This is a genomic window from Aeromonas tecta (assembly GCF_000820185.1).
Lineage (GTDB): Bacteria > Pseudomonadota > Gammaproteobacteria > Enterobacterales > Aeromonadaceae > Aeromonas > Aeromonas tecta.
Genome location: NZ_CDCA01000023.1, coordinates 71,822 through 98,019 on the forward strand (window position 1 = coordinate 71,822; position 26,198 = coordinate 98,019).

At 59.0% G+C, this 26,198-nt stretch carries 24 protein-coding genes; 17 read left to right on the forward strand and 7 right to left on the reverse strand.

Annotated features, from left to right (window positions below):
* From BN1137_RS08760 to BN1137_RS08770, 3 genes are all read right to left on the reverse strand, one after another.
* Positions 1-765 (reverse strand): ATP-binding cassette domain-containing protein, encoded by a 765-nt coding sequence (locus BN1137_RS08760; protein WP_050718235.1) that lies wholly within the window; start codon positions 763-765, stop codon positions 1-3.
* Between the two features lie 22 nt (positions 766-787).
* Complete coding sequence (locus tag BN1137_RS08765; RefSeq protein WP_050718236.1) at positions 788-2,446, reverse strand: multidrug ABC transporter permease/ATP-binding protein; 1,659 nt, start codon at positions 2,444-2,446, stop codon at positions 788-790.
* A gap of 61 nt (positions 2,447-2,507) precedes the next feature.
* A complete protein-coding gene (locus BN1137_RS08770; protein WP_050718237.1) occupies positions 2,508-4,619 on the reverse strand; it encodes a TonB-dependent siderophore receptor in 2,112 nt (703 codons plus the stop codon).
* A gap of 383 nt (positions 4,620-5,002) precedes the next feature.
* Between BN1137_RS08770 and mioC the strand changes: the two genes are divergently transcribed.
* The 15 genes from mioC to glmU all read left to right on the forward strand — a co-directional run bounded on the left by mioC (position 5,003) and on the right by glmU (position 18,786).
* A complete protein-coding gene (gene mioC, locus BN1137_RS08775; RefSeq protein WP_050718238.1) occupies positions 5,003-5,452 on the forward strand; it encodes an FMN-binding protein MioC in 450 nt (149 codons plus the stop codon).
* Positions 5,453-5,963: 511 nt separating this feature from the next.
* Entirely contained in the window at positions 5,964-7,853 is a 1,890-nt protein-coding gene (gene mnmG, locus BN1137_RS08780) for a tRNA uridine-5-carboxymethylaminomethyl(34) synthesis enzyme MnmG (RefSeq protein WP_050718239.1), read from the forward strand.
* Positions 7,854-7,874: 21 nt separating this feature from the next.
* Positions 7,875-8,501, forward strand: a complete 627-nt coding sequence (gene rsmG / locus BN1137_RS08785; protein ID WP_050718265.1) for a 16S rRNA (guanine(527)-N(7))-methyltransferase RsmG — start codon at positions 7,875-7,877, stop codon at positions 8,499-8,501.
* 27 nt (positions 8,502-8,528) lie between these two features.
* Positions 8,529-9,332, forward strand: coding sequence for a ParA family protein (locus BN1137_RS08790; protein WP_050718240.1), 804 nt, complete (start codon positions 8,529-8,531; stop codon positions 9,330-9,332).
* Positions 9,329-10,237, forward strand: coding sequence for a ParB/RepB/Spo0J family partition protein (locus BN1137_RS08795; protein ID WP_050718241.1), 909 nt, complete (start codon positions 9,329-9,331; stop codon positions 10,235-10,237). Before BN1137_RS08790 ends, BN1137_RS08795 begins: the two co-directional genes overlap by 4 nt.
* A gap of 190 nt (positions 10,238-10,427) precedes the next feature.
* On the forward strand, positions 10,428-10,838 hold the full coding sequence (locus BN1137_RS08800; RefSeq protein ID WP_050718242.1) for an ATP synthase subunit I: 411 nt from the start codon (positions 10,428-10,430) through the stop codon (positions 10,836-10,838).
* Between the two features lie 8 nt (positions 10,839-10,846).
* Complete coding sequence (gene atpB / locus BN1137_RS08805; RefSeq protein ID WP_033129664.1) at positions 10,847-11,626, forward strand: F0F1 ATP synthase subunit A; 780 nt, start codon at positions 10,847-10,849, stop codon at positions 11,624-11,626.
* A gap of 61 nt (positions 11,627-11,687) precedes the next feature.
* The gene (atpE, locus tag BN1137_RS08810; RefSeq protein WP_010672265.1) at positions 11,688-11,927 is read left to right on the forward strand and encodes a F0F1 ATP synthase subunit C; all 240 of its coding nucleotides are present in this window, start codon (positions 11,688-11,690) and stop codon (positions 11,925-11,927) included.
* 51 nt (positions 11,928-11,978) lie between these two features.
* Positions 11,979-12,449 (forward strand): F0F1 ATP synthase subunit B, encoded by a 471-nt coding sequence (atpF, locus tag BN1137_RS08815; RefSeq protein WP_033129663.1) that lies wholly within the window; start codon positions 11,979-11,981, stop codon positions 12,447-12,449.
* 13 nt (positions 12,450-12,462) lie between these two features.
* The gene (gene atpH, locus BN1137_RS08820; RefSeq protein WP_050718243.1) at positions 12,463-12,996 is read left to right on the forward strand and encodes a F0F1 ATP synthase subunit delta; all 534 of its coding nucleotides are present in this window, start codon (positions 12,463-12,465) and stop codon (positions 12,994-12,996) included.
* Between the two features lie 15 nt (positions 12,997-13,011).
* Positions 13,012-14,553, forward strand: coding sequence for a F0F1 ATP synthase subunit alpha (gene atpA / locus BN1137_RS08825; RefSeq protein ID WP_033129661.1), 1,542 nt, complete (start codon positions 13,012-13,014; stop codon positions 14,551-14,553).
* 42 nt (positions 14,554-14,595) lie between these two features.
* Complete coding sequence (atpG, locus tag BN1137_RS08830) at positions 14,596-15,462, forward strand: F0F1 ATP synthase subunit gamma (protein WP_050718244.1); 867 nt, start codon at positions 14,596-14,598, stop codon at positions 15,460-15,462.
* A gap of 33 nt (positions 15,463-15,495) precedes the next feature.
* Complete coding sequence (gene atpD / locus BN1137_RS08835; protein WP_033129659.1) at positions 15,496-16,884, forward strand: F0F1 ATP synthase subunit beta; 1,389 nt, start codon at positions 15,496-15,498, stop codon at positions 16,882-16,884.
* A gap of 18 nt (positions 16,885-16,902) precedes the next feature.
* A complete protein-coding gene (locus BN1137_RS08840; RefSeq protein ID WP_033129658.1) occupies positions 16,903-17,331 on the forward strand; it encodes a F0F1 ATP synthase subunit epsilon in 429 nt (142 codons plus the stop codon).
* 93 nt (positions 17,332-17,424) lie between these two features.
* The gene (gene glmU, locus BN1137_RS08845) at positions 17,425-18,786 is read left to right on the forward strand and encodes a bifunctional UDP-N-acetylglucosamine diphosphorylase/glucosamine-1-phosphate N-acetyltransferase GlmU (protein ID WP_050718245.1); all 1,362 of its coding nucleotides are present in this window, start codon (positions 17,425-17,427) and stop codon (positions 18,784-18,786) included.
* A gap of 62 nt (positions 18,787-18,848) precedes the next feature.
* Here the strand turns inward: glmU and creD are convergent, their stop codons facing one another.
* From creD to blrA, 4 genes are all read right to left on the reverse strand, one after another.
* Positions 18,849-20,192: a cell envelope integrity protein CreD gene (gene creD, locus BN1137_RS08850; RefSeq protein WP_050718246.1), complete on the reverse strand. Its 1,344-nt coding sequence runs from the start codon at positions 20,190-20,192 to the stop codon at positions 18,849-18,851.
* A gap of 122 nt (positions 20,193-20,314) precedes the next feature.
* Entirely contained in the window at positions 20,315-21,109 is a 795-nt protein-coding gene (gene blaOXA / locus BN1137_RS08855) for a class D beta-lactamase (RefSeq protein WP_050718247.1), read from the reverse strand.
* Positions 21,110-21,210: 101 nt separating this feature from the next.
* The gene (blrB, locus tag BN1137_RS08860; protein WP_050718248.1) at positions 21,211-22,632 is read right to left on the reverse strand and encodes a beta-lactam sensor histidine kinase BlrB; all 1,422 of its coding nucleotides are present in this window, start codon (positions 22,630-22,632) and stop codon (positions 21,211-21,213) included.
* A gap of 64 nt (positions 22,633-22,696) precedes the next feature.
* Positions 22,697-23,371: a beta-lactam response regulator transcription factor BlrA gene (gene blrA / locus BN1137_RS08865; RefSeq protein WP_050718249.1), complete on the reverse strand. Its 675-nt coding sequence runs from the start codon at positions 23,369-23,371 to the stop codon at positions 22,697-22,699.
* A 123-nt stretch (positions 23,372-23,494) separates the two neighbouring features.
* Between blrA and BN1137_RS08870 the strand changes: the two genes are divergently transcribed.
* Entirely contained in the window at positions 23,495-24,268 is a 774-nt protein-coding gene (locus tag BN1137_RS08870) for a DeoR/GlpR family DNA-binding transcription regulator (protein WP_050718250.1), read from the forward strand.
* A gap of 71 nt (positions 24,269-24,339) precedes the next feature.
* A complete protein-coding gene (gene glmS / locus BN1137_RS08875) occupies positions 24,340-26,172 on the forward strand; it encodes a glutamine--fructose-6-phosphate transaminase (isomerizing) (RefSeq protein WP_050718251.1) in 1,833 nt (610 codons plus the stop codon).
* Positions 26,173-26,198: the final 26 nt, after the last annotated feature.

Below are 26,198 nucleotides of genomic sequence, written 5' to 3' on the forward strand. Positions count from 1 at the left end.
CTAGATGATGGCGATGGAGTGGGCATGGGCCGGATGACGCATCACCTCCATGGGAATGCCATAGATGTCCTGTAGAGTATCGCTGGTCATGATGCGCGAAGGCTCACCGTGGATCAGCAGGCGACCCGTGTGCAGCGCCACCAGTTGATCGCAGAAGCGGGAGGCCATGTTGATGTCGTGGATGACGATGATGACCCCGAGGTTGAGCTGACGGCTGAGCTGCTTGACCAGGGTCAACACCTCCATCTGATGGGCCACATCCAGCGCGGCCAGCGGCTCGTCCAGCAGGATGAAACGGCTCTCCTGGGCCAGCAGCATGGCGAGCCAGACCCGGCCGCGCTCGCCGCCGGAGAGGGTGTCCACCAGCCGATCGGCGAAGGGCTCGGTGTGAGTGAGCTCGATGGCCTTCTCTACCTGACGGTGATCTTCCTCCCGCATGCGGCCCAGCAGGCCGCGCCAGGGGTAGCGCCCCATCTCCACCAGCTCGCGGCCAATCAGGTTCTCGGCACTCGGCAGATGCTGGGGCAGGTAGGCGACCTGGCGGGCGAAGTCCCGGTTGCCCCAGTCGCTCAGCGGCTTGTCGTCGAACAGGATCTCGCCGCCGCTCAGGGGCTGCTGGCGGGCCAGCAGCTTGAGCAGGGTGGATTTGCCTGAGCCGTTGTGGCCGATAAGGCCATAGACCTGCCCCTGCTCGAAACGCAGATCGGTGGGGTGCAGCAGTTGGCGGCCATTGACCGCAAAGCTGGCAGCTTTCATCTCAAACATAAGCGGTTCCTGTTGGCCGGATTCAGACCGGCACCTCTGCATTCAAGTCTGTGTCCAGATGGGCGACCGCATCCTGGCTGACCCGGGCACGTTGTTCGCCGGTCAGCTCGGTGAGCTGGCCCTGACGCATCTCCAGCAGGCGATCCGCCTGGGAGAAGTAGAGATCGTCGTGACTGATGGCAATCACCGTCTTGCCCATCTCCTTGAGCCGTGGCAACAACACCTGATAGAAGATGCGGCGGAACTGGGGATCCTGATCCGCGGCCCACTCATCAAACAGCATCACCTCCCGCTGCTCCGCCAGCGCCAGCAGCAGGGCGACCCGCTTGCGCTGCCCCTGGGAGAGCTCGATGTTGGCGATGAAGTCATCCTCGATGCGCAACTTGCTGCCCATCTGCAGCCGTTCCAGCCACTCGGTGATCAGCGCCTGCTTGGGCTCAGGCCCCAGCAGATGCTGGAACAGGTGATAGTCGGTGAAGATGGCGGAGAACAGTGCCAGATAGGCGTTGCGATCCGCAATGGGCTCACCATCCAACAGGATCCGACCAGAGACCGGCTGATAAAGGCCGGTCAGCAGCATAGCCAGGGTCGACTTGCCGGAACCGTTGCCACCGATAATGAAGATCTGCTCTCCCTTCTCGATGGTCAGGCTGATGGGGCCCACGGCAAAGCCGCCCTCCCCCTGATAGTGAAAGCTCACCTCTTCCAGCTGGATCCGCAGCCAAGCGCGAGGGGCCGGCGGCAACGGGAAGGCAGGATCCGGCTTGGCCAATGTCAGGGTGGTTATCTTGTCAAACGCCACCTGGGCGGCGATCAGGGTCGGCAAGGCGCCAATGCCTTGCAGCAAAGGAGTGCGCAGGAACAGCAAGGTCAGCGCGAAGGTCGCCGCCACATTGGAGTTGGCCCAACCGAGGCCATTGGCCAGGAAGAACACCAGACCGATGGCTCCCAGCATCATGATATTCGACCAGTTCACCGCGCTCAGGTGATAGGTGTCGGCGCTGATGATGTGACGGCGATAGTCCTGGGCATTGCGCTCATAGAGCTGGTGGTAGACGAAGTGAGCCCGCTCGCGATTGAGCGCCAGCTCCTTGCTGCCGGCGATGATGGACTGATAGTTCTGATAGAGCTTGTCTTCGGCCTGACGCATATGGGACAGGTGACGATAGACATGGTTCACCAGCAGCCAGCCCACCACCATGGTAAAGGTAACCCAGAGGGCGGTCACACCGAGCAGGGACGGCGACAGCCAGCCGAGATAGAGGGCAGAGCCAATGGTGAGTACCAGCCCCTGCACCAGCTCCGGCAGGCGCACGAAGGCGATGGTGATCTGGCCGATGTCGCTGGAGAGAGAAGCCAGCAGCGGCCCCTGCCCTATCTGGCGAATGCGGGCGACATCGGTGTCCAGCAGCTGCTTGAGCAGGCGGCCGCGCAGGTGATAGACGAAGTGATGACCCAGGGTGGTCAGGGCCAGCTGGGAGCCGAGGGTGATGACCAGCAGCAAGAGAATGAGGCCGATCAGCTGGCCAAGAACCGGCAATGGCTCTGCAACTGATTCGATAAGTGATTGATTGATAAAGGCAATAACAGCTATTCCACTCACGGCACTGAGCAGACTGAGCAGGGTAATGAGGATGAAGGGCCAACGGTATTGGCGGTAAACGAGTGACAAGAGTTCCATGACAGGCCTGTGTACAAAAAGAAGGAGGGCGGGAGCTTAACGCTCCCGCCCGGCCTGTATCTTACCAGCGGTAGTTGACAGATCCGACTACGCTGCGCGGCTCACCGTAGTAGCAGTAGTAATCACAGCTCGCTACGTAGGTGTCGTTCAGCAGGTTGTTGACGTTGACCTGGGCACGCCAGTTCTTGGCAAAGTCATACCCGATCATCGCATCCCACACGGTCTGGGCTGGCACTTCGGCCGAACCATAGATCGGGGTGTAGTCCGCATTCACGGCACCAATGCCGACACTGGAGCCGATATAACGCACGCCAGTGCCCACTTCCAGGCCGGAAACCGGCCCTTGCTGCACCTTGTAGTTACCCCAGAAGGAGGCCTGGTGGCGCGGGATCAGGCTGGCGCGACGATCGCCGTCACCGGTGTCGTTGGTCTTGGCATCGGTGTAGGTATAGGCAGCGGTCAGGCGCAGTGCCTCTGTCGCCTGTACGCTCCCTTCCAGCTCGACACCCTGGGAGGTTACTTCACCCGCCTGGGTCTGTTGGCCGGAACCGGTGGAGACCAGTGAGTTGGTCTGCTCCAGATCGAACAGCGCCAGGTTGATGTAACCATCGAGGAAGCTCGGCGCGTACTTGATACCGGTCTCATACAGCTTGCCTTCCAGCGGCTTGTAGGAGTTCTTGGTGTTGGGGTCGATACCCGGCAGCACTTCGAATGATTCGGCATAGGCAAAGTACGGGGAGAGGCCATTGTCGGCCAGGTACATCAGACTGCCGGAGAGCGAGAGGTTGTCGTCATACTGTTTCTCGTTCTTGCTCACCGCTTCGCTGATGTTGTGGGTCTCCACATAGTCGAAACGACCACCTGCGGTCAGCAACCAGCGATCATCCCAACGGATCTGATGCTGGGCATAGATACCACTCTGGCCCTTGGTGTTCTTCTGATAGGTCGCAGTGGACTCATCAAAACCTGGGAAACCACTGTAATCCGGATGCATGGTATCGATGGAGCCCATGCCGTAGTTATCGGCCTCAACCCCTTCGTTCACGTGGCGCTGCAGATCGATCCCCATCAACAGGGTCTGCTCGGTGCGATCCGTGTTCCAGTAGCCCACCAGCTGGTTATCCATGGTGGCACTCTTGGTGTCCCCATCACGGTAAACCAGACCACGGTAGGCGGTGGTGCCTTCGTAAGTCGGGAAGATATAGGTCTGACGCAGCAACAGATCGTTGTAGTTGAAGCGAACGTTCTGCTTGAACTCCCAGGTCTGGTTGATCTGGTGGGCCAACTCGTAGCCGGCAGAGATCTGGGTGTTGCGGTTGCGATCGTAATCCGGCTGACTCAGGTTGGTGCTGGGATCGATCTGGCCGCCTTCGGTATTGAGGGTGCCATAGACGGGGAAGAAACCGTTGGTGGGCACCCCTTCGTCGTGCAGGAAGCTGGCCAGCAGGGTGAGGCTGGTACGATCCGAGATATCCAGAGTCACGCTCGGCGCCAGGTAGGCACGCTCGTTGTAGGTGCCATCCAGCACGCCATCACGCTCTTTATAGAGAGCAACCATGCGATAACGGCTGTTGTCGGTCAGATCGTCGGAGAAATCGACCCCGACCTGACGCAGATCCCGGTTGCCCAGTTGCAGGTTGACCAGACCTTGCGGCGTCGCGGTAGGACGCTTGCTGATGGCGTTGATCACGCCGCCGGGAGGTGCCTCACCGTAGAGAATGGAGGCGGGGCCTTTGAGCACTTCCACGCTCTCCAGACCGAATGGCTCCGGTGTCCACACGTAGTAACCGGTGCTGAACAGGCGGTTGCCGTCCAGATAAGAGGCGGCATCGAAGCCACGCACCTTGAACCAGTCGGTGTTGTTGTCTGAACCGTAGAGGCCGGAGAGGACGCCAGAGCGATAACGCAGGGATTCGTCGAGCTGCTGTACGGCGTGCTGATCCATCTCCTCGCGATTGACCACGGAGACGGCGCGAGGCGTCTCGGCCATCGGCACTTCGATCTTCATGGCGGTACCGGTTACCACCATGGTCTCACTGGCCTTGGGTGATTCCTTTTCCACTTGTTCCGCAGCCAGAACCGGCAGACTTGCTAGCAAACAGGAGAGCGGCAGCAGGCGTTGAACACCCTTCTTCCGCATCACTGCAATGGGGTTGTCATTTTGCGCAATCATATTAAATGTCTCAAATATCAATACGTTATTTTGGTTTCTTATTATGAGCGCCCAATCTTGCCGGTCAGCCCGGTTCCTTAGGCGAATAAAGCAGCATCATGCTACTACAGGAGCCATGATCGAATCGATTCAATAATTGCTAATCATTTGCATCTGTATTGTTACTTAATGTATCAAGTGGACGTTATTTCGAGCAGCAGGACTCATTCATGCATTGGGCTAACGGACCGGCGCCTGACAAGGATCAAAAATGGCGATCCCTCTCGCCTCTCGCTCAAAAAGTCGAAAGGATCCTTTATCCCCAAGCTTTATCCATATTTATCCACATCCTTTGGCGGTAGAATCCGGCTCCGCACTTTCCGCATTTTTTCAGGATCCATTCCATGGCCAAACTCAATCTCGTCGTCGGCTCCATGCTGGGCGCCGCCGAATATGTCGCAGATCATGTCGCCAGCCTGCTGGAACAGGCGGGTCATCAGCCCCAGATCCACAACCCGGCGCGCCTTGCCGAGGTGCTGGCCGAGCCAGATACCATACTGCTGGTTATCACCTCCACCCATGGTGCCGGCGACGTTCCCGATAACCTGCAGCCCTTCGCCAAGGATCTTGCCGACCTGCATCCGGATCTTAACGCCTTGAAATATGGGGTGATCGCGCTCGGTGACAGCAGTTATGACACCTTCTGCCAGGGTGGCAGGACGCTGGATCGTCTATTGGCCGAGTGCGGCGCCAGCCGGATCGGGGATCGTCTCGATATCGATGTGACCCAGCATGAGATACCGGAAGATGCTGCTGAAGTCTGGATCCAGCAGTGGATGCAGATGATCGCCTGATCAGGGACGGGGAGATCCGGTGACAGAGCGCCGATCTCCCCGCTTATCCCCAGATCCCTATCCACCAGGTTATTAACAGATCTTCCCGCATGGGACTTTTAGCGAGGTGACGAAAAAAACTGCGATTGTTTGTGTATAACTATAGGGTTAACCGCTGTAAAACCTATAGTTATCCATGTATGAGATCCAATCTAGCTAGTGCCTGTGTATAAAAGTACTGGTTATCCCCTAGTTCAAGGCCTCAGGATCCAAGCTTTTCCACAAGCTGGGATCGTCTATAACCAGATGATCTTTATGATCAAAAAGTGCTTATCAACAGAAACCTTGGATCCTAATAAAAGATCCAATAGAAAAGATCGATCTAAAGATCCTTAAGATCTATTTAATGGATCCTTCATCCATACTGATCCTGAAGTAGACGTTCCCCTCAGGATGCGAAACAGATAGAATGATCCGCCCTCCAGCCCAGGCAAATAACGATCTTCAGGCGTGCAGATCAAGGTGATCCCCAATGCAATACCATGAACAATTTGATGTGATCGTCGTCGGCGGCGGTCACGCAGGAACCGAAGCAGCAACAGCGGCCGCCCGTATGGGCCTCAATACCCTGTTGCTGACCCACAACATCGATACGCTGGGACACATGTCCTGTAATCCGGCGATCGGCGGGATCGGCAAGGGACACCTGGTCAAGGAAGTAGACGCTCTGGGCGGGATCATGGCGCGAGCCATCGATCTTGGCGGGATCCAGTTCCGTACACTCAACTCCTCCAAAGGTCCGGCAGTACGTGCGACTCGTGCTCAGGCAGATCGCTTGCTCTACAAGGCCGTAGTACGCCAGACACTTGAAAACTACCAGAATCTGAAGATCTTCCAGCAGGCCTGCGACGATCTGATCATGGACGGGGATCGTGTTGCCGGTGTCGTCACCCAGAGCGGGATCCGCATCAGTGGCAAGACAGTGGTGCTGACCGTCGGGACCTTCCTGAACGGCTTGATCCATATCGGCATGGAAAACTACAAGGGCGGTCGCGCCGGGGATCCTCCCTCGATCGCCCTGGCTCAACGCCTGCGTGAGATGCCGTTTCGCATGGATCGCCTCAAGACCGGCACACCGCCTCGTATCGATGCCCGCACCGTCGATTTCTCCGTGATGCAGCAGCAGCACGGTGACGATCCTCGTCCGGTCTTCTCGTTTATCGGCGATGCCAGTCAGCACCCACGCCAGGTGCCTTGCTACGTCACTCACACCAACGAGCAGACTCACGAAGTGATCCGCAACAACCTGGATCGCAGCCCCATGTACGCCGGGGTGATCGAGGGGATCGGTCCCCGTTACTGCCCGTCGATCGAAGATAAGATCACTCGTTTTGCAGACAAGACGGCGCATCAGATCTTCGTCGAGCCAGAAGGCCTGACCACCCACGAACTCTACCCGAACGGGATCTCCACCAGCCTGCCGTTCGACGTGCAGGTGCAGATCGTCCGCTCGATCCGTGGCTTCGAGAATGCCCACATCACCCGCCCCGGCTATGCCATCGAATATGACTTCTTCGATCCGCGGGATCTCAAGGCCAACATGGAGAGCAAGTGCATCGAAAACCTGTTCTTCGCCGGCCAGATCAACGGCACCACCGGCTATGAAGAGGCGGCATCCCAAGGGTTGATGGCGGGTTTGAACGCCGGCCTGCGGGCTCAGGGCAAAGATGCCTGGCATCCTCGCCGGGATCAGGCCTACATGGGCGTGATGATGGACGATCTCTCCACCCTGGGGACCCGCGAACCGTATCGCATGTTCACCAGCCGCGCCGAATATCGCTTGTTGCTGCGCGAAGATAACGCCGATCTGCGTCTGACCGCCATCGGTCGTGAGTTGGGTCTGGTGGATGACGAGCGCTGGAGCAAGTTCAACGCCAAGATGGAGCAGGTTGAGCAGGAGCGTCAGCGCGTGCGTTCGACCTGGATCCACCCGCAACACCCTTCGCTGGAGGCGGTCAACGCCCTGGTCAACACCCCGCTGACTCGCGAACAGAATCTGGAGGAGCTGCTGCGTCGCCCCGAGGTGACCTACGACGCCTTGATGGCCATCGAAGGTGTGGGCCCGGGTCTGGCCGATCCTGCCGCCGCGGATCAGGTGGAGATCCAGATCAAATATGCCGGTTACATCGAGCGTCAGCACGACGAGGTGGAGAAGCAGCTGCGCAACGAGAACACCCTGTTGCCGCTGGACATGAATTACCGCGACGTGAATGGTCTCTCCAACGAGGTGATCGCCAAGCTCAACGATGCCAAGCCGCAGACCATAGGTCAGGCCTCCCGCATCTCCGGCATCACCCCGGCCGCCATCTCCATCCTGCTGGTACACCTGAAAAAACACGGCCTGCTGCGTAAAACCGCCTGAGGATCCTCACCGTTGGAAAATATGCTGGAAAGACTGAATGGCCTGCTCATGCAGGCCGATATTGTTATCACCGATACCCAAAAGAGCCAGTTGATACAGCTGGTTGAGTTGCTGCACAAGTGGAACAAGGCTTACAATCTCACCTCGGTGCGGGATCCGGACGCCATGCTGGTCAAGCATATTCTCGACAGCCTGGTAGTGAGCCCTCACCTGAAGGGTGAGCATTTCATCGATGTCGGGACCGGCCCCGGGCTGCCGGGTTTGCCGTTGGCCGTCATCAATCCGGACAAGCAGTTCGTGCTGCTCGACAGTCTGGGCAAGCGGATCAACTTCATCCGTCAGGTGATCCTGGAGCTGGGGCTGACCAATGTGACGCCAATCAAGTCCCGGGTTGAAGAGTATCAGCCAGAGGTGGGCTTCGATGGAGTGCTGAGCCGTGCCTTTGCCTCTCTGGAGGACATGCTGAGCTGGTGTCACCATCTGCCGTCACCCCAGGGCAGTTTCCTGGCGCTCAAGGGACAATATCCCGAGCAGGAACTGGCCGAGCTGCCTGCCAGTATTCGTCTCGTCGCCACTCACAAACTGGTGGTGCCGGAGCTGGAAGGCGAGCGTCATCTGCTGGAGTTTCAAGCCATCCAGCCCGAATAGGGCCGCCGTATTCATTTAGGGGATAGTGTGGGAAAAGTCATTGCCATAGCCAACCAGAAGGGTGGAGTGGGTAAAACCACCACCTGTGTGAATCTGGCCGCCTCCCTGGCCGCCACCCGGCGCAAGGTGCTGGTGATCGATCTGGATCCGCAGGGCAATGCCACCATGGGCAGTGGTGTCGACAAATACGAAGTCGAGCGCACTGCCTATGAACTGCTGATCGACGATGCCCCCATCGGTGAGGTGATCATCCCCGAGACATCGGGCGGTTATCACCTGATCGCCGCCAATGCCGATGTCACCGCGGCAGAAATTCGCCTGATGGAATTCTTCGCCCGCGAGATCCGCCTGCGCAACGCGCTGGCCTCGGTGCGGGACAAATACGACTACGTCTTCATCGACTGCCCGCCTTCTCTCAATATGCTGACCGTCAATGCCATGGCTGCCGCCGATTCCGTGCTGGTGCCCATGCAGTGTGAGTATTATGCGCTGGAAGGGCTCACCGCCCTGGTCGATACCATCAGCAAGTTGGCGGCCGTGGTCAATCCGGAGCTGAAGATCGAAGGGGTGCTGCGCACCATGTTCGATCACCGCAACCGGTTGGCCAATGATGTGTCCGATCAGCTGAAACAGCATTTTGGGGACAAGGTCTATCGCACCATCATCCCCCGCAACGTAAGACTGGCGGAGGCCCCGAGCTTCGGTGCCCCGGCCATGCACTATGACAAATCATCGGTGGGGGCCAAGGCCTATCTGGCCCTGGCTGGCGAGATCCTGCGTCGTCAGGAGCAAGAGCTCCAGCCGACCACCGCAGACCGAGAGAGCATATGACCCCGAAGAAACGTGGACTGGGCAAGGGACTGGATGCCCTGCTCAGCACCAGCACGGCCGCTCGCCAGAAACAGGTGATGAGTGACCAGCGTACCGAGCAGGCCATGGCCCCCACCAACCAGGGGGAGTTGCGCAAGCTGCCGCTGGAGTGGCTGCAGTCTGGCAAGTACCAGCCGCGCAAGGACATGTCGCAGGATGCACTGGAAGACCTGGCCAACTCGATCCGGGCGCAAGGCGTGATTCAGCCGATAGTGGTACGTTCCATCGGCGAGAATCGCTTCGAGATCATCGCCGGTGAGCGGCGCTGGCGCGCCTCCCAGCTCGCCAGGCTCGAGGTGGTTCCCTGCATCGTCAAGGATGTACCGGACGAGGCGGCAGTGGCCATCGCGCTGATTGAGAACATCCAGCGCGAGGATCTCAACGCCATCGAGGAAGCGGTCGCCCTGCAGCGCCTGCTGACCGAATTCGAACTGACTCACCAGCAGGTAGCCGAGGCGGTGGGCAAGTCCCGCACCACAGTGACCAACTTGCTGCGCCTCAATCAGCTCAACGAAGACGTGAAACGCTTCGTCGAGCACGGGGATCTCGACATGGGTCATGCCCGTGCCCTGCTGGCGCTGAGCGGCCCGGCTCAGTCCGAGCTGGCCAAGCTGGTCGCCCAGAAGGGATTGACCGTGCGAGATACCGAGAAACTCGTGCAAAAGACGCTGGAACCGGCAAAAACCAAGGTTGAACCGGTTCGCGATCCACAATTCGGTTACATCGAGCGCCAGATTTCAGAAAAAATTGGCAATCAGGTACAACTTCAACCGGGTAAGCAGGATAGCGGTAAGTTAGTAATAAGTTACGATAACTTAGCGGATTTGGACCGCTTACTGTGCTATTTTGGCCTGTCAGAATCGTGATTTTTACGCTTTCTGTAGTAATAAAACATCCATTCCTTTCGATATGAACATAACCTTAATTTCGCGCGGAAAGCCGCAAAAATTAAGGATTTTTGCCATGTTGCAATAGCCGTCTTCACGGGTATAATTTGACCGGCTTTTCGAGCTGTGAAGCTGGGGTCTTCGGAACCCGATTTTTTACAGTTCTGTAATGTTCAGGGGTAGGTTGGTGAAACAGAAAGTAGCCTTGGAAGGTTTGACGCTAGCCTTGGCTATGCTTGTTTGTCAGCTCATCCTGATCCTGGCGATCAGTTCCGTCTGGTTTTATCAGGCGGGGGCGTTCGCCGGACATTCCTCTCTCTATGGGGGGGGAATGTACTGGGTTCCTCAAGCTCTGTTCACGCTCTGGGTTCTGCGCCGCAAGGTGACGAAGGAGAGTGTGGGTCTGGTTCTGCGGGACTTTTATGGTGGGGCAGGGATTAAGCTCATTACTACAACAGGACTTTTCGCCCTGATGTTTGGCTCCGGGATCGAGGTCAACACCGTCTCGTTCTTCGCCACTTATATCCTCGCCCTCGTTGTACAGTGGATAGTTTCATTCACGCTTAACAACCACTATTAGGAAAACTCATGTCTGCAACCGGAGAAGTCCTGACTCCTCAGGGATATATCTCCCACCACCTGACCCACCTGCAAGTCGGGTCCGGGTTCTGGACGGTCAATATCGACTCTATGATATTTTCTGTCTTGCTAGGCGCCCTGTTTATCTGGTCGTTCCGCCGCGTTGCCGTCAAGGCCACAAGCGGTGTGCCCGGTAAACTGCAGTGCTTTGTGGAGATGCTGGTCGAGTTTGTGAATGGTAACGTCAAAGATATCTTCCATGGTCGGAACCCGGTCATTGCGCCGTTGGGACTGACAGTGTTTGTCTGGATCTTCCTGATGAACTTCATGGATTTGATCCCCGTTGACTTTATCCCTCACGCTGCACAGTTGATGGGTGTTCCCTATCTGCGTGTGGTTCCCTCTGCTGACGTTAACATCACCATGTCCATGGCTTTGGGCGTGTTCTTCTTGATCCTGTATTACAGCATCAAGGTCAAGGGTATCAGCGGATTCGTGAAGGAGCTGACGCTTCAGCCTTTCAATCACCCCGCTGCCATCCCGGTTAACTTCATCCTTGAAACCGTCACGTTGATTTCCAAGCCTGTTTCTTTGGGTCTGCGACTGTTCGGCAACATGTATGCTGGCGAGCTGATCTTTATCCTGATTGCGGGTTTGTTACCCTGGTGGTCACAGTGGATCCTGTCCGTGCCTTGGGCAATTTTCCACATCCTGATCATCACTTTGCAGGCGTTTATCTTCATGGTTCTGACCATCGTCTATCTGTCGATGGCACAAGAAGACCATTGATGATGCAACTCAAATAATCCTTTTTATACAATCAATTACATCTAAATAAATGGAGATCCTCATGGAAAACTTGAACATGGACCTGCTGTACATCGCTGCTGCAATGATGATGGGTCTGGCGGCTATCGGCGCCTCCATCGGTATCGGTATCCTGGGTGGCAAGTTCCTGGAAGGTGCAGCTCGTCAGCCTGACCTGATCCCTGTTCTGCGTACCCAGTTCTTCATCGTGATGGGTCTGGTAGATGCGATCCCGATGATCGCCGTTGGTCTGGGTCTGTATGTGATGTTTGCGGTTGCCTAAGTCGTTACGACTCACGCAGAACCCATTAACTAACTTAAGAGGACATCGGCTGTGAATATCAACGCCACCCTCCTCGGCCAAGCAATTGCTTTTTTCATCTTCGTAGTGTTTTGCATGAAGTACGTATGGCCGCCGTTGATCGCTGCCATCGAAGCCCGTCAGAAAGAAATTGCTGATGGTCTCTCTTCTGCCGAACGTGCCAAGAAAGATCTGGATTTGGCCAAGGCCAACGCCACCGATCAGCTGAAAGAAGCCAAGCTTCAGGCTGCTGAAATCGTCGATCAGGCCAACAAACGCAAGGCCCAGATCATTGATGAAGCCGCTGTCGGAGCTCAAGCAGAGCGGGAGAAAATCCTGGCTCAGGGCCGTGCAGAGATCGAAGCTGAACGTCATCGTGCCAAAGAAGAACTGCGCAAGCAGGTTGCTGCTCTTGCTATCGCGGGTGCAGAGAAGATCCTGGCACGCCAAATCGACCAGGCTGCCAACAGCGACATCGTCGACAAACTGGTAGCAGAACTGTAACGGGAACGGGGCTATGTCTGAACTGACTACAATCGCTCGCCCCTACGCCAAGGCTGCTTTCGAGTTTGCCGTTGAGCACAAGGCGGTTGACCAATGGCTGGGGATGCTCGGCTTCGCTGCACAAGTAGCGGAGAACGACACCATCCACAACCTGGTGAACGGCTCTGTGGCTGCCGAAGAGCTCGCAAATCTGTTTGTGGGCGTCTGCGGTGAGCAACTCGACGAGCATGGTCAGAACCTGATCCGGGTGATGGCCGAGAATGGTCGCTTGGGTGTGCTGCCGGCAGTCGTTGCTGAATTTGTAGCGCTCAAGGCTGAACTGGACAAAGAAGTTCAGGCTGACGTGATTTCGGCGATCGAACTGACCGACCAGCAGAAAGCCAAACTTCAGGCTTCTCTGGAACAACGTCTCGCGCGCAAAGTGAAGCTGAAGTGCAGCATCGATGCGTCCTTGATGGCCGGGGTGCTCATCAAGGCCGGTGATCTGGTTATCGACGGCACAGTCCGCGGTAAGCTGGATCGCATGGCCGATGCGCTGCAATCTTGATTGGGGTATTAGAGCATGCAACTGAATTCCACTGAAATCGCCGAGCTTATCAAGCAGCGCATCGCGCAGTTTGATGTCAAGAGCGAAGCGCGTAACGAAGGTACCATCGTCTCTGTGAGCGACGGTATCATTCGTATCCACGGCCTGGCCGATGCCATGCAGGGTGAGATGATCGAGCTGCCGGGCAACCGCTTCGCTCTGGCATTGAACCTGGAGCGTGACTCCGTTGGTGCCGTAGTAATGGGTCCCTATGCCAACCTGGCGGAAGGGATGAAAGTAAAAGGTACCGGCCGTATTTTGGAAGTGCCGGTCGGTCGTGGTCTGTTGGGCCGGGTGGTCAACACCCTGGGTCAGCCGATCGACGGTAAGGGCCCGGTAGACAACGACGGCTACTCGCCGATCGAAGTCATTGCACCTGGCGTTATCGAGCGTAAGTCTGTTGACCAGCCAGTCCAGACCGGTCTGAAAGCCATCGATGCCATGATCCCTATCGGTCGTGGCCAGCGTGAGCTGATCATCGGTGACCGTCAGGTTGGTAAGACCGCCATCGCGATCGACACCATCATCAACCAGAAAGACTCCGGCATTAAGTGTGTCTACGTTGCGATTGGCCAGAAGGCCTCTACCATCGCCAACGTGGTGCGCAAGCTGGAAGAGCACGGCGCACTGGCCAACACCATCGTGGTGGTTGCCTCTGCCTCCGAAGCCGCTGCTCTGCAGTACCTGGCACCTTATGCTGGTTGCTCCATGGGTGAGTACTTCCGTGACCGCGGTGAAGACGCGCTGATCATCTATGATGACCTGTCCAAACAGGCCGTAGCTTATCGCCAGATCTCCCTGCTGCTGCGCCGTCCGCCAGGACGTGAAGCTTATCCGGGCGACGTGTTCTATCTGCACTCCCGTCTGCTGGAGCGTGCTTCCCGCGTCAACGTCGAGTACGTCGAGAAGTTCACCAAGGGTGCCGTGACTGGCCAGACCGGTTCTTTGACCGCGCTGCCGATCATCGAAACTCAGGCTGGTGACGTGTCTGCGTTCGTGCCGACCAACGTGATCTCCATCACCGATGGCCAGATCTTCCTGACCACTCAGCTGTTCAACTCCGGTATTCGTCCGGCGGTTGACCCGGGTATCTCCGTATCCCGTGTAGGCGGCGCTGCTCAGACCAAGATCGTCAAGAAGCTGTCCGGTGGTATTCGTACCGCACTGGCTCAGTATCGTGAGCTGGCGGCCTTCGCCCAGTTCTCTTCCGATCTGGACGATGCGACTCGCAAGCAGCTGGATCACGGTCAGAAAGTGACTGAGCTGATGAAGCAGAAGCAGTACTCTCCGATGAGCGTGGCTCACCAGGCTCTGGTGCTGTTCGCTGCCGAGAAGGGTTATCTGGCCGATGTCGAAATCGCCAAGATCGTCGACTTCGAGGCCTCTCTGCTCTCTTACGCCAATACCCAGCACGGTCCGCTGATGGCTGAAATCAATGCCTCGGCTGACTACAACGACGCTGTCGTTGGCAAGCTGACTGCGTTGCTGGATGACTTCAAGGCAACCCAGACCTGGTAAGCGTGTGTGGCAGCACAAGCTGCCACCTGATGGAGAGAAGAGATGGCCGGCGCAAAAGAGATACGTAACAAGATCGGGAGTGTGAAAAACACTCAGAAGATCACCAGCGCTATGGAAATGGTGGCAGCCAGCAAAATGCGCCGTGCGCAGGAACGCATGTCTGCCAGCCGTCCGTACGCTGAAACCATGCGCAAGGTGATCGGCCATATCGCTCAGGGGAACTTGGAATACAAGCACCCCTACCTCATCGAACGTGAGGTCAAGCGAGTGGGTTACATCGTCGTCTCCACCGACCGTGGCCTGTGTGGGGGTCTGAACATCAACTTGTTCAAGGCTGCCCTCAACGATATGAAGCAATGGAGCGAGCAAGGTGCCAAGGTTGACATGGCACTGATTGGTAGCAAGGCCTCCAACTTCTTCGAACGGCACGGCGCCAAGGTGAAAGCCCATGTCTCCGGACTGGGTGACAACCCGAGCGTCAATGACCTGATTGGTTCAGTCAAGGTCATGCTGAAGGCTTACGACAACGGTGAGATTGATAGGCTGTATCTGGTGTACAACAAGTTTGTTAACACCATGGTTCAGCAACCGAAGGTCGATCAACTGCTGCCTTTGCCCGTAACAGAAGACAGCAAGCTGAACAAGAAGAACCACTGGGATTACCTCTATGAGCCGGATCCCAAGCAACTGCTGGATACCCTGCTGATTCGCTACGTCGAATCCCAGGTGTACCAGGGTGTGGTAGAAAACTTGGCCAGTGAACAGGCAGCCCGAATGGTTGCCATGCAAGCCGCGACTGACAACGCCGGTAACCTGATTAACGATCTGCAACTGGTGTACAACAAGGCCCGTCAGGCCAGTATTACCCAGGAACTGACAGAGATCGTGTCCGGTGCTGCTGCGGTGTAAGGCAAGGGTTATCAAAGGTTTAGAGGATTTGACATGAGTAATGGTTTCATCGTCCAAATCATCGGCGCCGTGGTGGACATCGAGTTCCCGCAGGATGCCGTGCCCCAGGTGTACGATGCACTGAAAGTGATCAGCGAAGGCCAAGGCCAGGGTCTGGTACTGGAAGTTCAGCAACAGATCGGCGGCGGCGTCGTTCGCTGCATCACCATGGGTTCCTCCGACGGTCTGCGTCGTGGGTTGGAAGTAGTTAACAGCGGCAAGGCCATCCAGGTACCGGTTGGTACCTCGACCCTGGGTCGTATCATGAACGTACTGGGCGAGCCTATCGATGAGAAAGGCCCGATCGGCGAAGAAGAGCGTTGGTCCATCCACCGCGAAGCCCCCAGCTACGAAGATCAGTCCAACAGCGCCGAGCTGCTGGAGACCGGCATCAAGGTTATCGACCTGGTATGTCCGTTCGCCAAGGGTGGTAAGGTCGGTCTGTTCGGTGGTGCCGGTGTCGGCAAGACCGTTAACATGATGGAGCTGATCCGTAACATCGCGATCGAACACAGCGGTTACTCCGTGTTCGCCGGTGTGGGTGAGCGTACCCGTGAGGGTAACGACTTCTACCACGAGATGATGGAGTCCAACGTACTGGACAAAGTATCTCTGGTTTACGGTCAGATGAACGAGCCGCCCGGAAACCGTCTGCGCGTGGCGCTGACCGGTCTGACCATGGCCGAGAAGTTCCGTGACGAGGGTCGTGATGTACTGTTCTTCGTGGACAACATCTACCGTTACACCCTGGCCGGTACCGAAGTATCCGCACTGCTTGGTCGTATGCCGTCCGCAGTAGGTTACCAGCCGACCCTGGCCGAGGAGATGGGTGTTCTGCAAGAACGTATCACCTCCACCAAGACCGGTTCCATCACTTCAGTCCAGGCCGTTTACGTGCCTGCGGATGACTTGACCGACCCGTCTCCGGCGACCACCTTCGCCCACTTGGATGCGACCATCGTTCTGTCCCGTCAGATCGCGGCCCTGGGTATCTACCCGGCCGTTGACCCGCTGGACTCCACCTCCCGTCAGCTGGATCCGCTGGTGGTTGGCAAGGAGCACTACGAGACTGCTCGTGGTGTGCAGATCGTACTGCAGCGCTACAAAGAGCTGAAGGACATCATCGCCATCCTGGGTATGGATGAACTGTCAGAAGAAGACAAACTGACCGTATCCCGTGCCCGTAAGATCGAGCGTTTCCTGTCCCAGCCGTTCTTCGTGGCCGAAGTATTTACCGGTTCTTCCGGCAAATACGTGCCGCTGAAAGAGACCATCCGTGGTTTCCAGGGCATCCTGAAAGGCGAGTACGACGATCTGCCAGAGCAGGCGTTTTACATGGTTGGCAGCATCGACGAAGTCGTCGAGAAAGCCAAGAAACTGTAAGCCTCGATAGGAGGGCCTATGGCTGAGATGATCTCATTTCACCTGGACGTGGTGAGCGCCGAAGGGAAACTGTTTTCCGGTCGGGTTCAATCCGCTCAGGTAACAGGCTCCGAGGGTGAGCTGGGTCTTCGCCACGGTCATGCTCCGTTGCTGACTGCCATCAAGCCGGGCCTGGTCCGCTTGATCAAGCAAAATGGTAGCGAAGAGGTGTTGTACATCTCCGGTGGTATGCTGGAAGTGCAACCCGAGTCCGTGACCGTGCTGGCCGATACCGCCATTCGTGCCGAAGACTTGGATGAGGCGAAAGCCCAGGAAGCCAAGCGTCGTGCCGAAGAGCGGATCCACAGCTCCCATGGTGATATCGACTATGCGCAGGCATCTGCCGAGCTGTCCAAAGCGATGGCCCAGCTGCGGGTTATTGATATCGTCAAAAAGAATTACCGTTAATCACGGTGATGCAAAAAGCGACCTTCGGGTCGCTTTTTTTTTATCCGTTGGATAGACTCCGCCGGGTATTTCCTCAAGTTTCAAAGGCTAGCTATGTCTCTCAACGTCGTGATCCTGGCTGCGGGTAAAGGTACTCGTATGCGCTCCTCCTTGCCAAAGGTACTGCACCCCGTCGCCAACAAGCCCATGGTCTCCCATGTCATCGAGACTGCGCGCCAGATCGGTGCTGAACAGCTGCACCTGGTCTATGGCCATGGCGCCGAGCTACTGAAGGAGCGGATCGCCGCGCCAGATCTGAACTGGGTGCTGCAGGCGCAGCAGCTGGGCACCGGCCATGCCGTCGCCCAGGCCATCCCATTCTGGCAGGACGAAGACGACGTACTGGTGCTGTACGGTGATACCCCGCTGATCCAGCCAGAGACCCTGCAACGGCTGCTGGCCGCCAAGGCGGATGACGGCATGGCGCTGCTGACCGTGGTACTGGACAACCCGACCGGCTATGGCCGTATCGTGCGGGCGAATGGCCAGGTGGTCGGTATCGTCGAACAGAAGGATGCCAATGCCGAGCAGCTCGCCATTTGTGAGGTGAACACCGGCGTACTGGTGGCCAAGGGGGCGCAGCTGCGCAGCTGGCTGTCTCGCCTGGACAACAAGAACGCCCAGGGCGAGTTCTACCTCACCGACGTGATCGCCATGGCTCATGGCGATGGCTGCTCCATCGCCGCCGTCCATCCTGACAATGCCATGGAAGTGGAAGGGGCCAACAACCGGGTCCAGCTGGCGGCGCTCGAGCGCAGCTACCAGAAGATGCAGGCCGAGAAGCTGATGATCGCCGGCGCCACCCTGATCGATCCCGCTCGCTTCGATCTGCGTGGCACGCTCGAGATCGGGGAAGAGGTGGTGATCGACGTCAACGTCATCATCGAGGGCAAGGTGAAGCTCGGTAACCATGTGCGCATCGGTGCCGGCAGCGTGCTAAAGGATTGCGAGATTGGCGATCACAGCGAAGTGAAGCCCTACTCCGTCATCGAAGGTGCCCTGGTGGCCGATCAATGCTCGGTCGGTCCTTTCGCCCGCCTGCGCCCCGGCGCCGTACTGGAGCAGGATGCCCACGTCGGCAACTTCGTCGAGATGAAGAAATCGCGGCTCGGGGTTGGCTCCAAATGTGGTCATTTGACCTATCTGGGGGATGCGGACATCGGTGCCAAGGTGAACATCGGCGCCGGTACCATTACTTGTAATTATGATGGGGTGAACAAGTTCCAGACCATCATCGAGGACGACGTCTTCGTCGGCTCCGATACCCAGCTGGTGGCGCCGGTGCGCATCGGCAAGGGTGCAACCCTGGGGGCGGGCTCCACCATCACCAAGGACGTGGCCGAGAACGAGCTGGTCATCACCCGGGTGCCCCAGCGCCACATCAAGAACTGGGCTCGCCCGGTCAAGAAGAAGTGATGCCTGGCTTCGTTCCGGCTCACCCATGACATAGAACCGGCGCCTGATGGCGCCGGTTTTGTTTATGGGGTCTGCTCCCCTCGCTCCGTCACCTGGTACCAATCCAGCTTGCGGGTCAGCATCATGACCAGCGCCAGGATGGCAAACAGCAGCAGGGCACCGAGCAGCAGGGCTATCTCTTCAGCCTGCAATAATCCGAACAATATACTGTATACCAGCCCCAGCAGCGCGGAGAAACCCAGCCCCTGCCTGATCCCGCCCAACACATGGCTGAGGTAGAAGCCGTTGAGCGCCACGCTGGCCAGACTCGCCAGCAGATACGCCAGGGCGAAGCCCAGATGTTCGGTCAGCGCCAGCAACACCAGGTAGAAGATGGCCAGCCCCATGCCCACCAGCGCGTACTGGATCGGATGTACCCGCAGCCCCTTGAGCAGCTCGAACATGAAGAAGCTGAGGAAGGTGAGGCCGATGAACAGCAGGGCATATTTGGCGGCCCGCTCGTTCAGCTGATAGTGATCCACCGGTTGCACCAGGCTGACGCTGAAGCTGGGCAGTTTCTCCCCAACGCCTTTCATCAGACGGTTGAAACGGGTCTCCATGTCGGTAGCAAACCAGCTGGTCTGCCAGTTGGCCTCGAAGCCCTGCTCGCTCAGGGTGCGGTTGCCGGGCAGGAAGTCGCCGATGAAATTGGGGTGGGGCCAGTTACCGCTCAGATGCAGCTTGCTGTCCTGGCCGAGGGGGACTATCTCCAGCGCATTCATTCCCTGCAGGTTCAGTTCGATGTGAAAGCGACCGTCTTCGCCGGGCAATACATCGAGTGGCGCATGGATGCCCGCCATGGCGTCCCCCAGCAGGGCGCCGGGTGCAAACGGGATACGCGCCTCCCCCAGTCGCAGTTCTGGCACGCTGTTGATGCCGCGGGCATCGGACAACACCAGGCTGAGGTAGGGTTTGCCCGGGACCAGGGCAGGATCCGCGCCATCAAAGCGCAAATCCGGGTTGTCGGCCACCAGCAGCTTGTCATTCAGATTGGCTGGCAAGCGGCCGGAGAGGGAGAGGCGGGTCTGGTACACCTGGGCCTGATAGATGCCGAGCTTGCGCGGGGCGATTTCCATGTTGGCCCGCACATCCAGCTGATCCGGCAGCAGGTAGCGATAGACCCGCTCCTGGCGCACGAAGTGCTTGCCATCCTGCTCCACCGTCACGGCGCGGGTATAGGGCTGCACCAGCACCGGCCCCAGCAGCCGTTGCGGGCCGCTGCTGCTGGCCATGATGCTGTGGATGGCCTGGCTGCGGTAAGCCTGACGTTCCCGGTTCAGTTCCATGATCGAGTGAACCGGGATCATCAGCAGCAGGCTGAGCAGCAATAGTAGGACGATCTTGTGGGTGAGTATCTGTTTGACCATGACGCATCTCCTTGTTGATGGGAGCGAGTGTGACTGGTCTGGGTGAAGGGGAGATGGGGCCCTGTGAAGTGAGGGTGAAGGGGAATAAAAAAACCGGCGCGGGGCGCCGGCTCTTGCTGGTATTACAGCTTCTTCAACTGAGCCGGCAGGGCGGCAAAAACCTCGTCTCTCGCCTTGAGGGACGCAAACTGCTTGCCCGGCTTCTGCACTACGGTGTGGACGAAGATGAGCTTCTTGTCCTGCTTGCTGGCCCAGCCGACGAACCAGCCGATCTGTTGCTCCCGGTTGAGGCTGCCATCCAGCAACTTGGGGTACCCCATGCCAGTCTTGCCGTGGATCTGCCAGCCATCGATGTCCGGTTGACGCAGGATGGCGCTGGTGTGGTTCAGGGTCTGGGCGGAGACCGGCAATTTGCCGCTCACCAGCTTGCCGAGGAAGCGGGCCTGCTCTTGCGGGCTGATGGCGAGGCTGGAGCTGAGCCAGGCCTGGGTCAGACCGTCGTGTTTGCCAGGGTTGCCCGAGAGATCCCGGTTGCCGTAGTCGAAGCTGTCCACATAGCGCTGGAAGCGCGCCGCCCCCAGCCACTCGGTGAGGCGCTGGGAGTACCAGATGACGGAGTACTTCATCCAGCGACTCGGGCTGGTGGTCTCCCGCCACTCGGGCAGAAAATCGGCGTCGCCGGGTTTGAACGGCAGCGCCGGCAGCTGCTCATCCAGCAGAAAACCGCTGTCATAGCCCATCAGTGCCAGCGGGATCTTGAAGGTGGAGGCGGGCGGCAGCTGACTGGCGCAGTCACCCTCGGTGGTTATCGGCTTGCCGCTGCCATCGGCAAACAGCATGCAACCGGTGGCGGCACCGGCAGGCAATGAGCAGAGCAGGCTGGCGGCGAGCAGGCCGGACAACAGAATGCGGGGCATGAAGATCTCCTTGATTCATCAGAACGCGTGTCGAGCACCCTGGCGGGACACGACCTCAGGGAGGCGCAGATTAGCGTCGCTCTGTGTGTTCAATGTGAAGTTCAGCCGGTCGGTAGCCAGAGTTCGGCCAGCACGCCGCCCTCGGGATGATTGCTCAGATTCAGCCGGCCGCCGTGCTGGCGCGCCACCTCGCTGGCGAAGCTGAGGCCGAGCCCGCTGCTCTTGCCCTTGTCGGGTCTGGGCAGGGAGTAGAAGCGCTCGAAGATCCGTGGCTGCGCGTAGTCCGGGATGCCGGGCCCCCGATCCCTCACCTGGAAGAGATAGCCGCCCTCATGCCCCTTGCCCGTAAGGGTGACGAGGCCACCAATCGGCGAGAAATCGAGGGCGTTGTCCAGCAGGTTGCCGAGGGCCTGCTCCACCAGCAGGGGATCCCACTTCTGCTTCTGGGCCTCGGCCAGATCGAGTCGGAGTGTGATCTGACGGCGCAGGGCGACTATCTGGCGGGCGTCCAGCACCCGCCTGCCGAGCCTGGCGGGATCGCAAGACTGACGATCCAGCCCCTGCCCCGACTCCAGCCTGGCCAGCTGCAGCATGCGCTCGATCAGTCGCTGCATGCGGACCGTCTCCAGATTGATGTTGCCGATGAAACGCCTGGCCACCTCGGCTGGTGGCGCCTCGGTCAATATCTCCCCGGCCCCGCGAATGGCGGCAAGGGGGCTCTTCAACTCGTGGGTCAGGCTGTGGACATAGGATTCGATGTAGGACTTGCCGTCGAGCCGACGGCGCATGGTCTCCAGAGATCGGCCGAGCCGGTCCAGCTCAGGGCTGTGGAGCCTCGGCAGGCTGGCGGGCTGATCCTGGCTGACCGCATCGGCATAGTGCACCAGCTTGCCGATGGCGCGGTTGAGCCACCACACCAGCAGGGCGCCGATCAGCAGCGAGAGGCCCAGCAGCAAGGCAGCGCCCTGCAGCAACTGGTGTTCGCTGCGCTCTATCATGGGCAACAGGGTGCGGTTGGGCTTGGCGACGGTGAGGGAGCCCAGGATCTCGGAGCCATCCCGCAGCGGTGCGGCCACGTGCATCACCGAGCTGGCGGGGTCATCCGGGTCACTGCGGGTGCTGCGGGCGCCGTATTCACCGCGCAAGGTGCGGTAGACGTCGTTCCAGCGCGAATAGTCCTTGCCCAGATCCTGGCCGCTGGAGTCATAGACCACGGTCCCCTTCCCATCGACCACATAGATGCGGTACTCGGCCTGTTGCTTGAGGTGGCCGTCGATCAGGGCGTTGATGGGACTCTGGTTGAGGCGGGCGAAGGCGCTGGCGAGCCGGCCATCCGCCATCTTGCCTTCCTGCAGATCGTCCAGCGCCAGTGGCGCCAGCAGCTGGGCCATGTCCACCAGGGTATCTTCGGTGGCGCTGCGCACCCCGGGTTTTATCTCCTCGACGAAGATCTCCAGCACGAACCAGGCGGCCAGGGCGAAGATCAGCACCAGGCCACACAGCAGTTGCAGCCCGATCCTCATGCCGGCTCCTGGCTGTATGGCCCGCCAGCTTCAGTCAACCGAGCCATTGCCATCATCCAGCGTCTCATGCCAACTCCAGGCTGTAGCCCAGCCCCCTGTGGGTCAGGATCAGATTGGTGGCGGGATCCCGCTCCCGCAGCTTGGCGCGCAGGGTCTTGATATGGGTGTCCACGGTGCGATCCAGGCTCTCCTCGGCCCCGCTCCACACCAGATCCATCAGTTGCTGGCGGGAGTAGACCCGGCCCGGTGCCTGCATCAGGGTCCTGAGCAGCAGGTATTCGTAGCGGGTGAGCGCCAGCGCCTGGCCGTGGAAGCAGATGCGGGCCCGCTCCTCGTCCAGTGCCAGCAGCTGGCTCGGTTGGGGGGGGCTGGGTTGGCTGCGGCGCAGGATCACCCGCACCCGGGCACAGACCTCCCGTGGGGAAAAGGGCTTGGCCACATAGTCGTCGGCGCCAATCTCCAGCCCGATCAGCCTGTCTATCTCCTCGCTGCGGGCGGTGAGAAACATCAGCGGGGTGTCGCAGCGAGCCCGGACCAGTTTGCACAGCTCGAAACCACTGATGTCCGGCAGCCCCACATCCAGGATCAGAAAGTCGGGCCGCGTCTGTTCCAGTCGCACCAGCAACGGCTGGCCGAGGGGAAACCACTCCACCTCGAAACCGTCGGTTTGCAGTGCATAGATCAGGGTGTCGGCGATGCTGGCCTCATCTTCCACCAGCCAGATGACTCGTTTTTGCATGGCGTCCTCGTTGCAAATCGGCCTGTCCATTCTGGCATCGAACTAAATCGGATCCTATTTGCGGTTTTATTTTTCCAAAAAAGGCGCTAACATTTCGACATTCTTTCGAATCGAAACTTAATAATGACCAAGCGAAACACTCAACAGCGTCGCCACACCATAGTGACCCTGGTGCAAGAACAGGGTGAAGTGAGCGTCGATGCCCTCGCCAAACACTTCTCCACCTCGGAAGTGACCATCCGCAAGGATCTGGCGGTGCTGGAAACCGGCGGTCTGTTGTTGCGCCGTTACGGTGGCGCCGTGCCCCTGCCGAGTGAAATGGTAGCCGACAGCAACCCCGAGCAAGTTTCGAACCGAAAGCTGGCCATCGCCCGTGCCGCCGCCGAGCGGATCCGCGATCACAATCGCGTCATCATCGACAGCGGCAGCACCACCAGCGCCATGATCCCCCTGCTGGGCAACAAGCGCGGCCTCATCGTGATGACCAACTCCCTCAATGTGGCTGGCGCCCTGCGCGAGCTGGAGAACGAACCCACTCTGCTGATGACCGGTGGTACCTGGGATCCCCACTCCGAATCCTTCCAGGGTCAGGTGGCGGAGCAGGTGCTGCGCTCCTATGACTTCGATCAGCTGTTCATCGGCGCCGATGGCATAGACCCCGAGCGGGGCACCACCACCTTCAACGAGCTGGTGGGCCTGTCCCGGGTCATGGCCGAGGTGTCCCGCGAGGTCATCGTCATGGTCGAGTCGGAGAAGATAGGCCGCAAGATCCCCAATCTGGAGCTGCCCTGGGCACAGATCCATACCCTGGTCACCGACGCCGGCCTGGCCGACGAGACCCGGCAACTACTCGAATCCAAAGGGGTGACGCTGATCTGCGCCCCCCTCGCAGGCTGAATCTCGCCTGCTATCCCATTGTTTGTTAACAGTTCAAGTTCAAGTTCAAGTTCAAGTTCAAGGAGAAGTCTATGTGTGGCATCGTCGGGGCCGTGGCCCAACGTGATGTGGCTGAAATTCTGGTGGAAGGCCTGCGCCGTCTCGAGTACCGCGGTTATGACTCCGCCGGGGTGGCCGTGTTCAGCGCCAACCAGCCGCTGCAGCGGGTGCGTCGTCTGGGCAAGGTGGCCGAACTGGCCAAGGCGCTGGAAGAGCAGTCCGTCCACGGCGGCACCGGCATCGCCCACACCCGCTGGGCCACTCACGGCGAGCCGTCCGAGCGCAACGCCCACCCCCACGTCTCCGAGCACATAGTGGTGGTGCACAACGGCATCATCGAGAACCATGAAGAGCTGCGCAGCCGGCTGCAGGGCATGGGCTACGAGTTCAGCTCCGACACCGATACCGAGGTGATCGCCCATCTGGTACACCACGAGCTGAAATCCGCCCCCAGCCTGCTGGCCGCCATGCAGGTGGCGGTGAAGCAGCTGCGTGGCGCCTACGGCACTGTGGTGATGGACAGCCGCGACGACAGCCGCGTGGTGGTGGCCCGCTCCGGCTCCCCCCTGGTGATCGGCCGCGGCATCGGCGAGAACTTCATCGCCTCCGATCAGATGGCGTTGCTGCCGGTGACCCGCCGCTTCATCTTCCTGGAAGAGGGGGACGTGGCCGAGGTGACCCGTCGCGACGTGCACATCTTCGACACTCACGGCGACGCCGTGGTGCGCGAGGAGCTGGAGTCCGAGCTCTCCCACGATGCTGGTGACAAGGGCGAGTACCGTCACTACATGCTCAAAGAGATCTACGAGCAGCCCAAGGCCATCACCAATACCCTGGAAGGCCGCCTCGGCACCGATCACGTGGTGATCGAGTCGTTCGGCAACGGTGCCCGCGCCATCTTCGACCAGGTCGAGCACATCCAGATCGTCGCCTGCGGCACCTCCTACAACTCCGGCATGGTGGCCCGCTACTGGTTCGAAGAGATCGCCGGTGTCTCCTGCGACGTGGAGATAGCCTCCGAGTTCCGCTATCGCAAGTCGGTGGTGCGCCCCAACAGCCTGCTGGTGACCCTGTCCCAGAGCGGCGAGACCGCCGATACCCTGGCCGCCCTGCGGCTGGCCAAGGAGTCCGGCTACATGAGCTCGCTGGCGATCTGCAACGTGCCGGGCTCCTCCCTGGTGCGCGAATCGGATCTTGCCTTCATGACCCGGGCCGGGGCCGAGATCGGTGTCGCCTCCACCAAGGCCTTCACCACCCAGCTGGCCGGCCTGCTGATGCTGGTGGCCTCCGTCGGTCACTGCCGTGGCAACCTGAGTGCCGCCGCCGAGGCCGAGCTGGTCAAGGCTCTGCAAGCGCTGCCGCTGCGCATCAAGGAGAGCCTGGCGCTGGCCAAGCAGATCGAGACCCTGGCCGAAGAGTTTGCCGACAAGCACCACAGCCTGTTCCTCGGCCGTGGCAGCCAGTACCCTATCGCCATGGAGGGGGCGCTCAAGCTGAAGGAGATCTCCTACATCCACGCCGAAGCCTATGCCGCCGGTGAGCTCAAGCATGGCCCGCTGGCGCTGATCGATGCCGAGATGCCCATCATAGTGGTGGCGCCGAACAACGATCTGCTGGAGAAGCTGAAGTCCAACGTGGAAGAGGTGCGTGCCCGTGGCGGTATCCTCTACGTGTTCGCCGATGCCGATGCCGGCTTCAAGAGCGACGAGACCATGCGGGTGATGAGCCTCAACCACGTGGAAGAGGTGATAGCCCCCATCGTCTACACGGTGCCGCTGCAGCTGCTCTCCTATCACGTCGCCCTGATCAAGGGCACCGACGTGGATCAGCCGCGCAACCTGGCTAAATCCGTCACCGTGGAATAGACCCCGGGTTCACGGCGCCGTCCGCC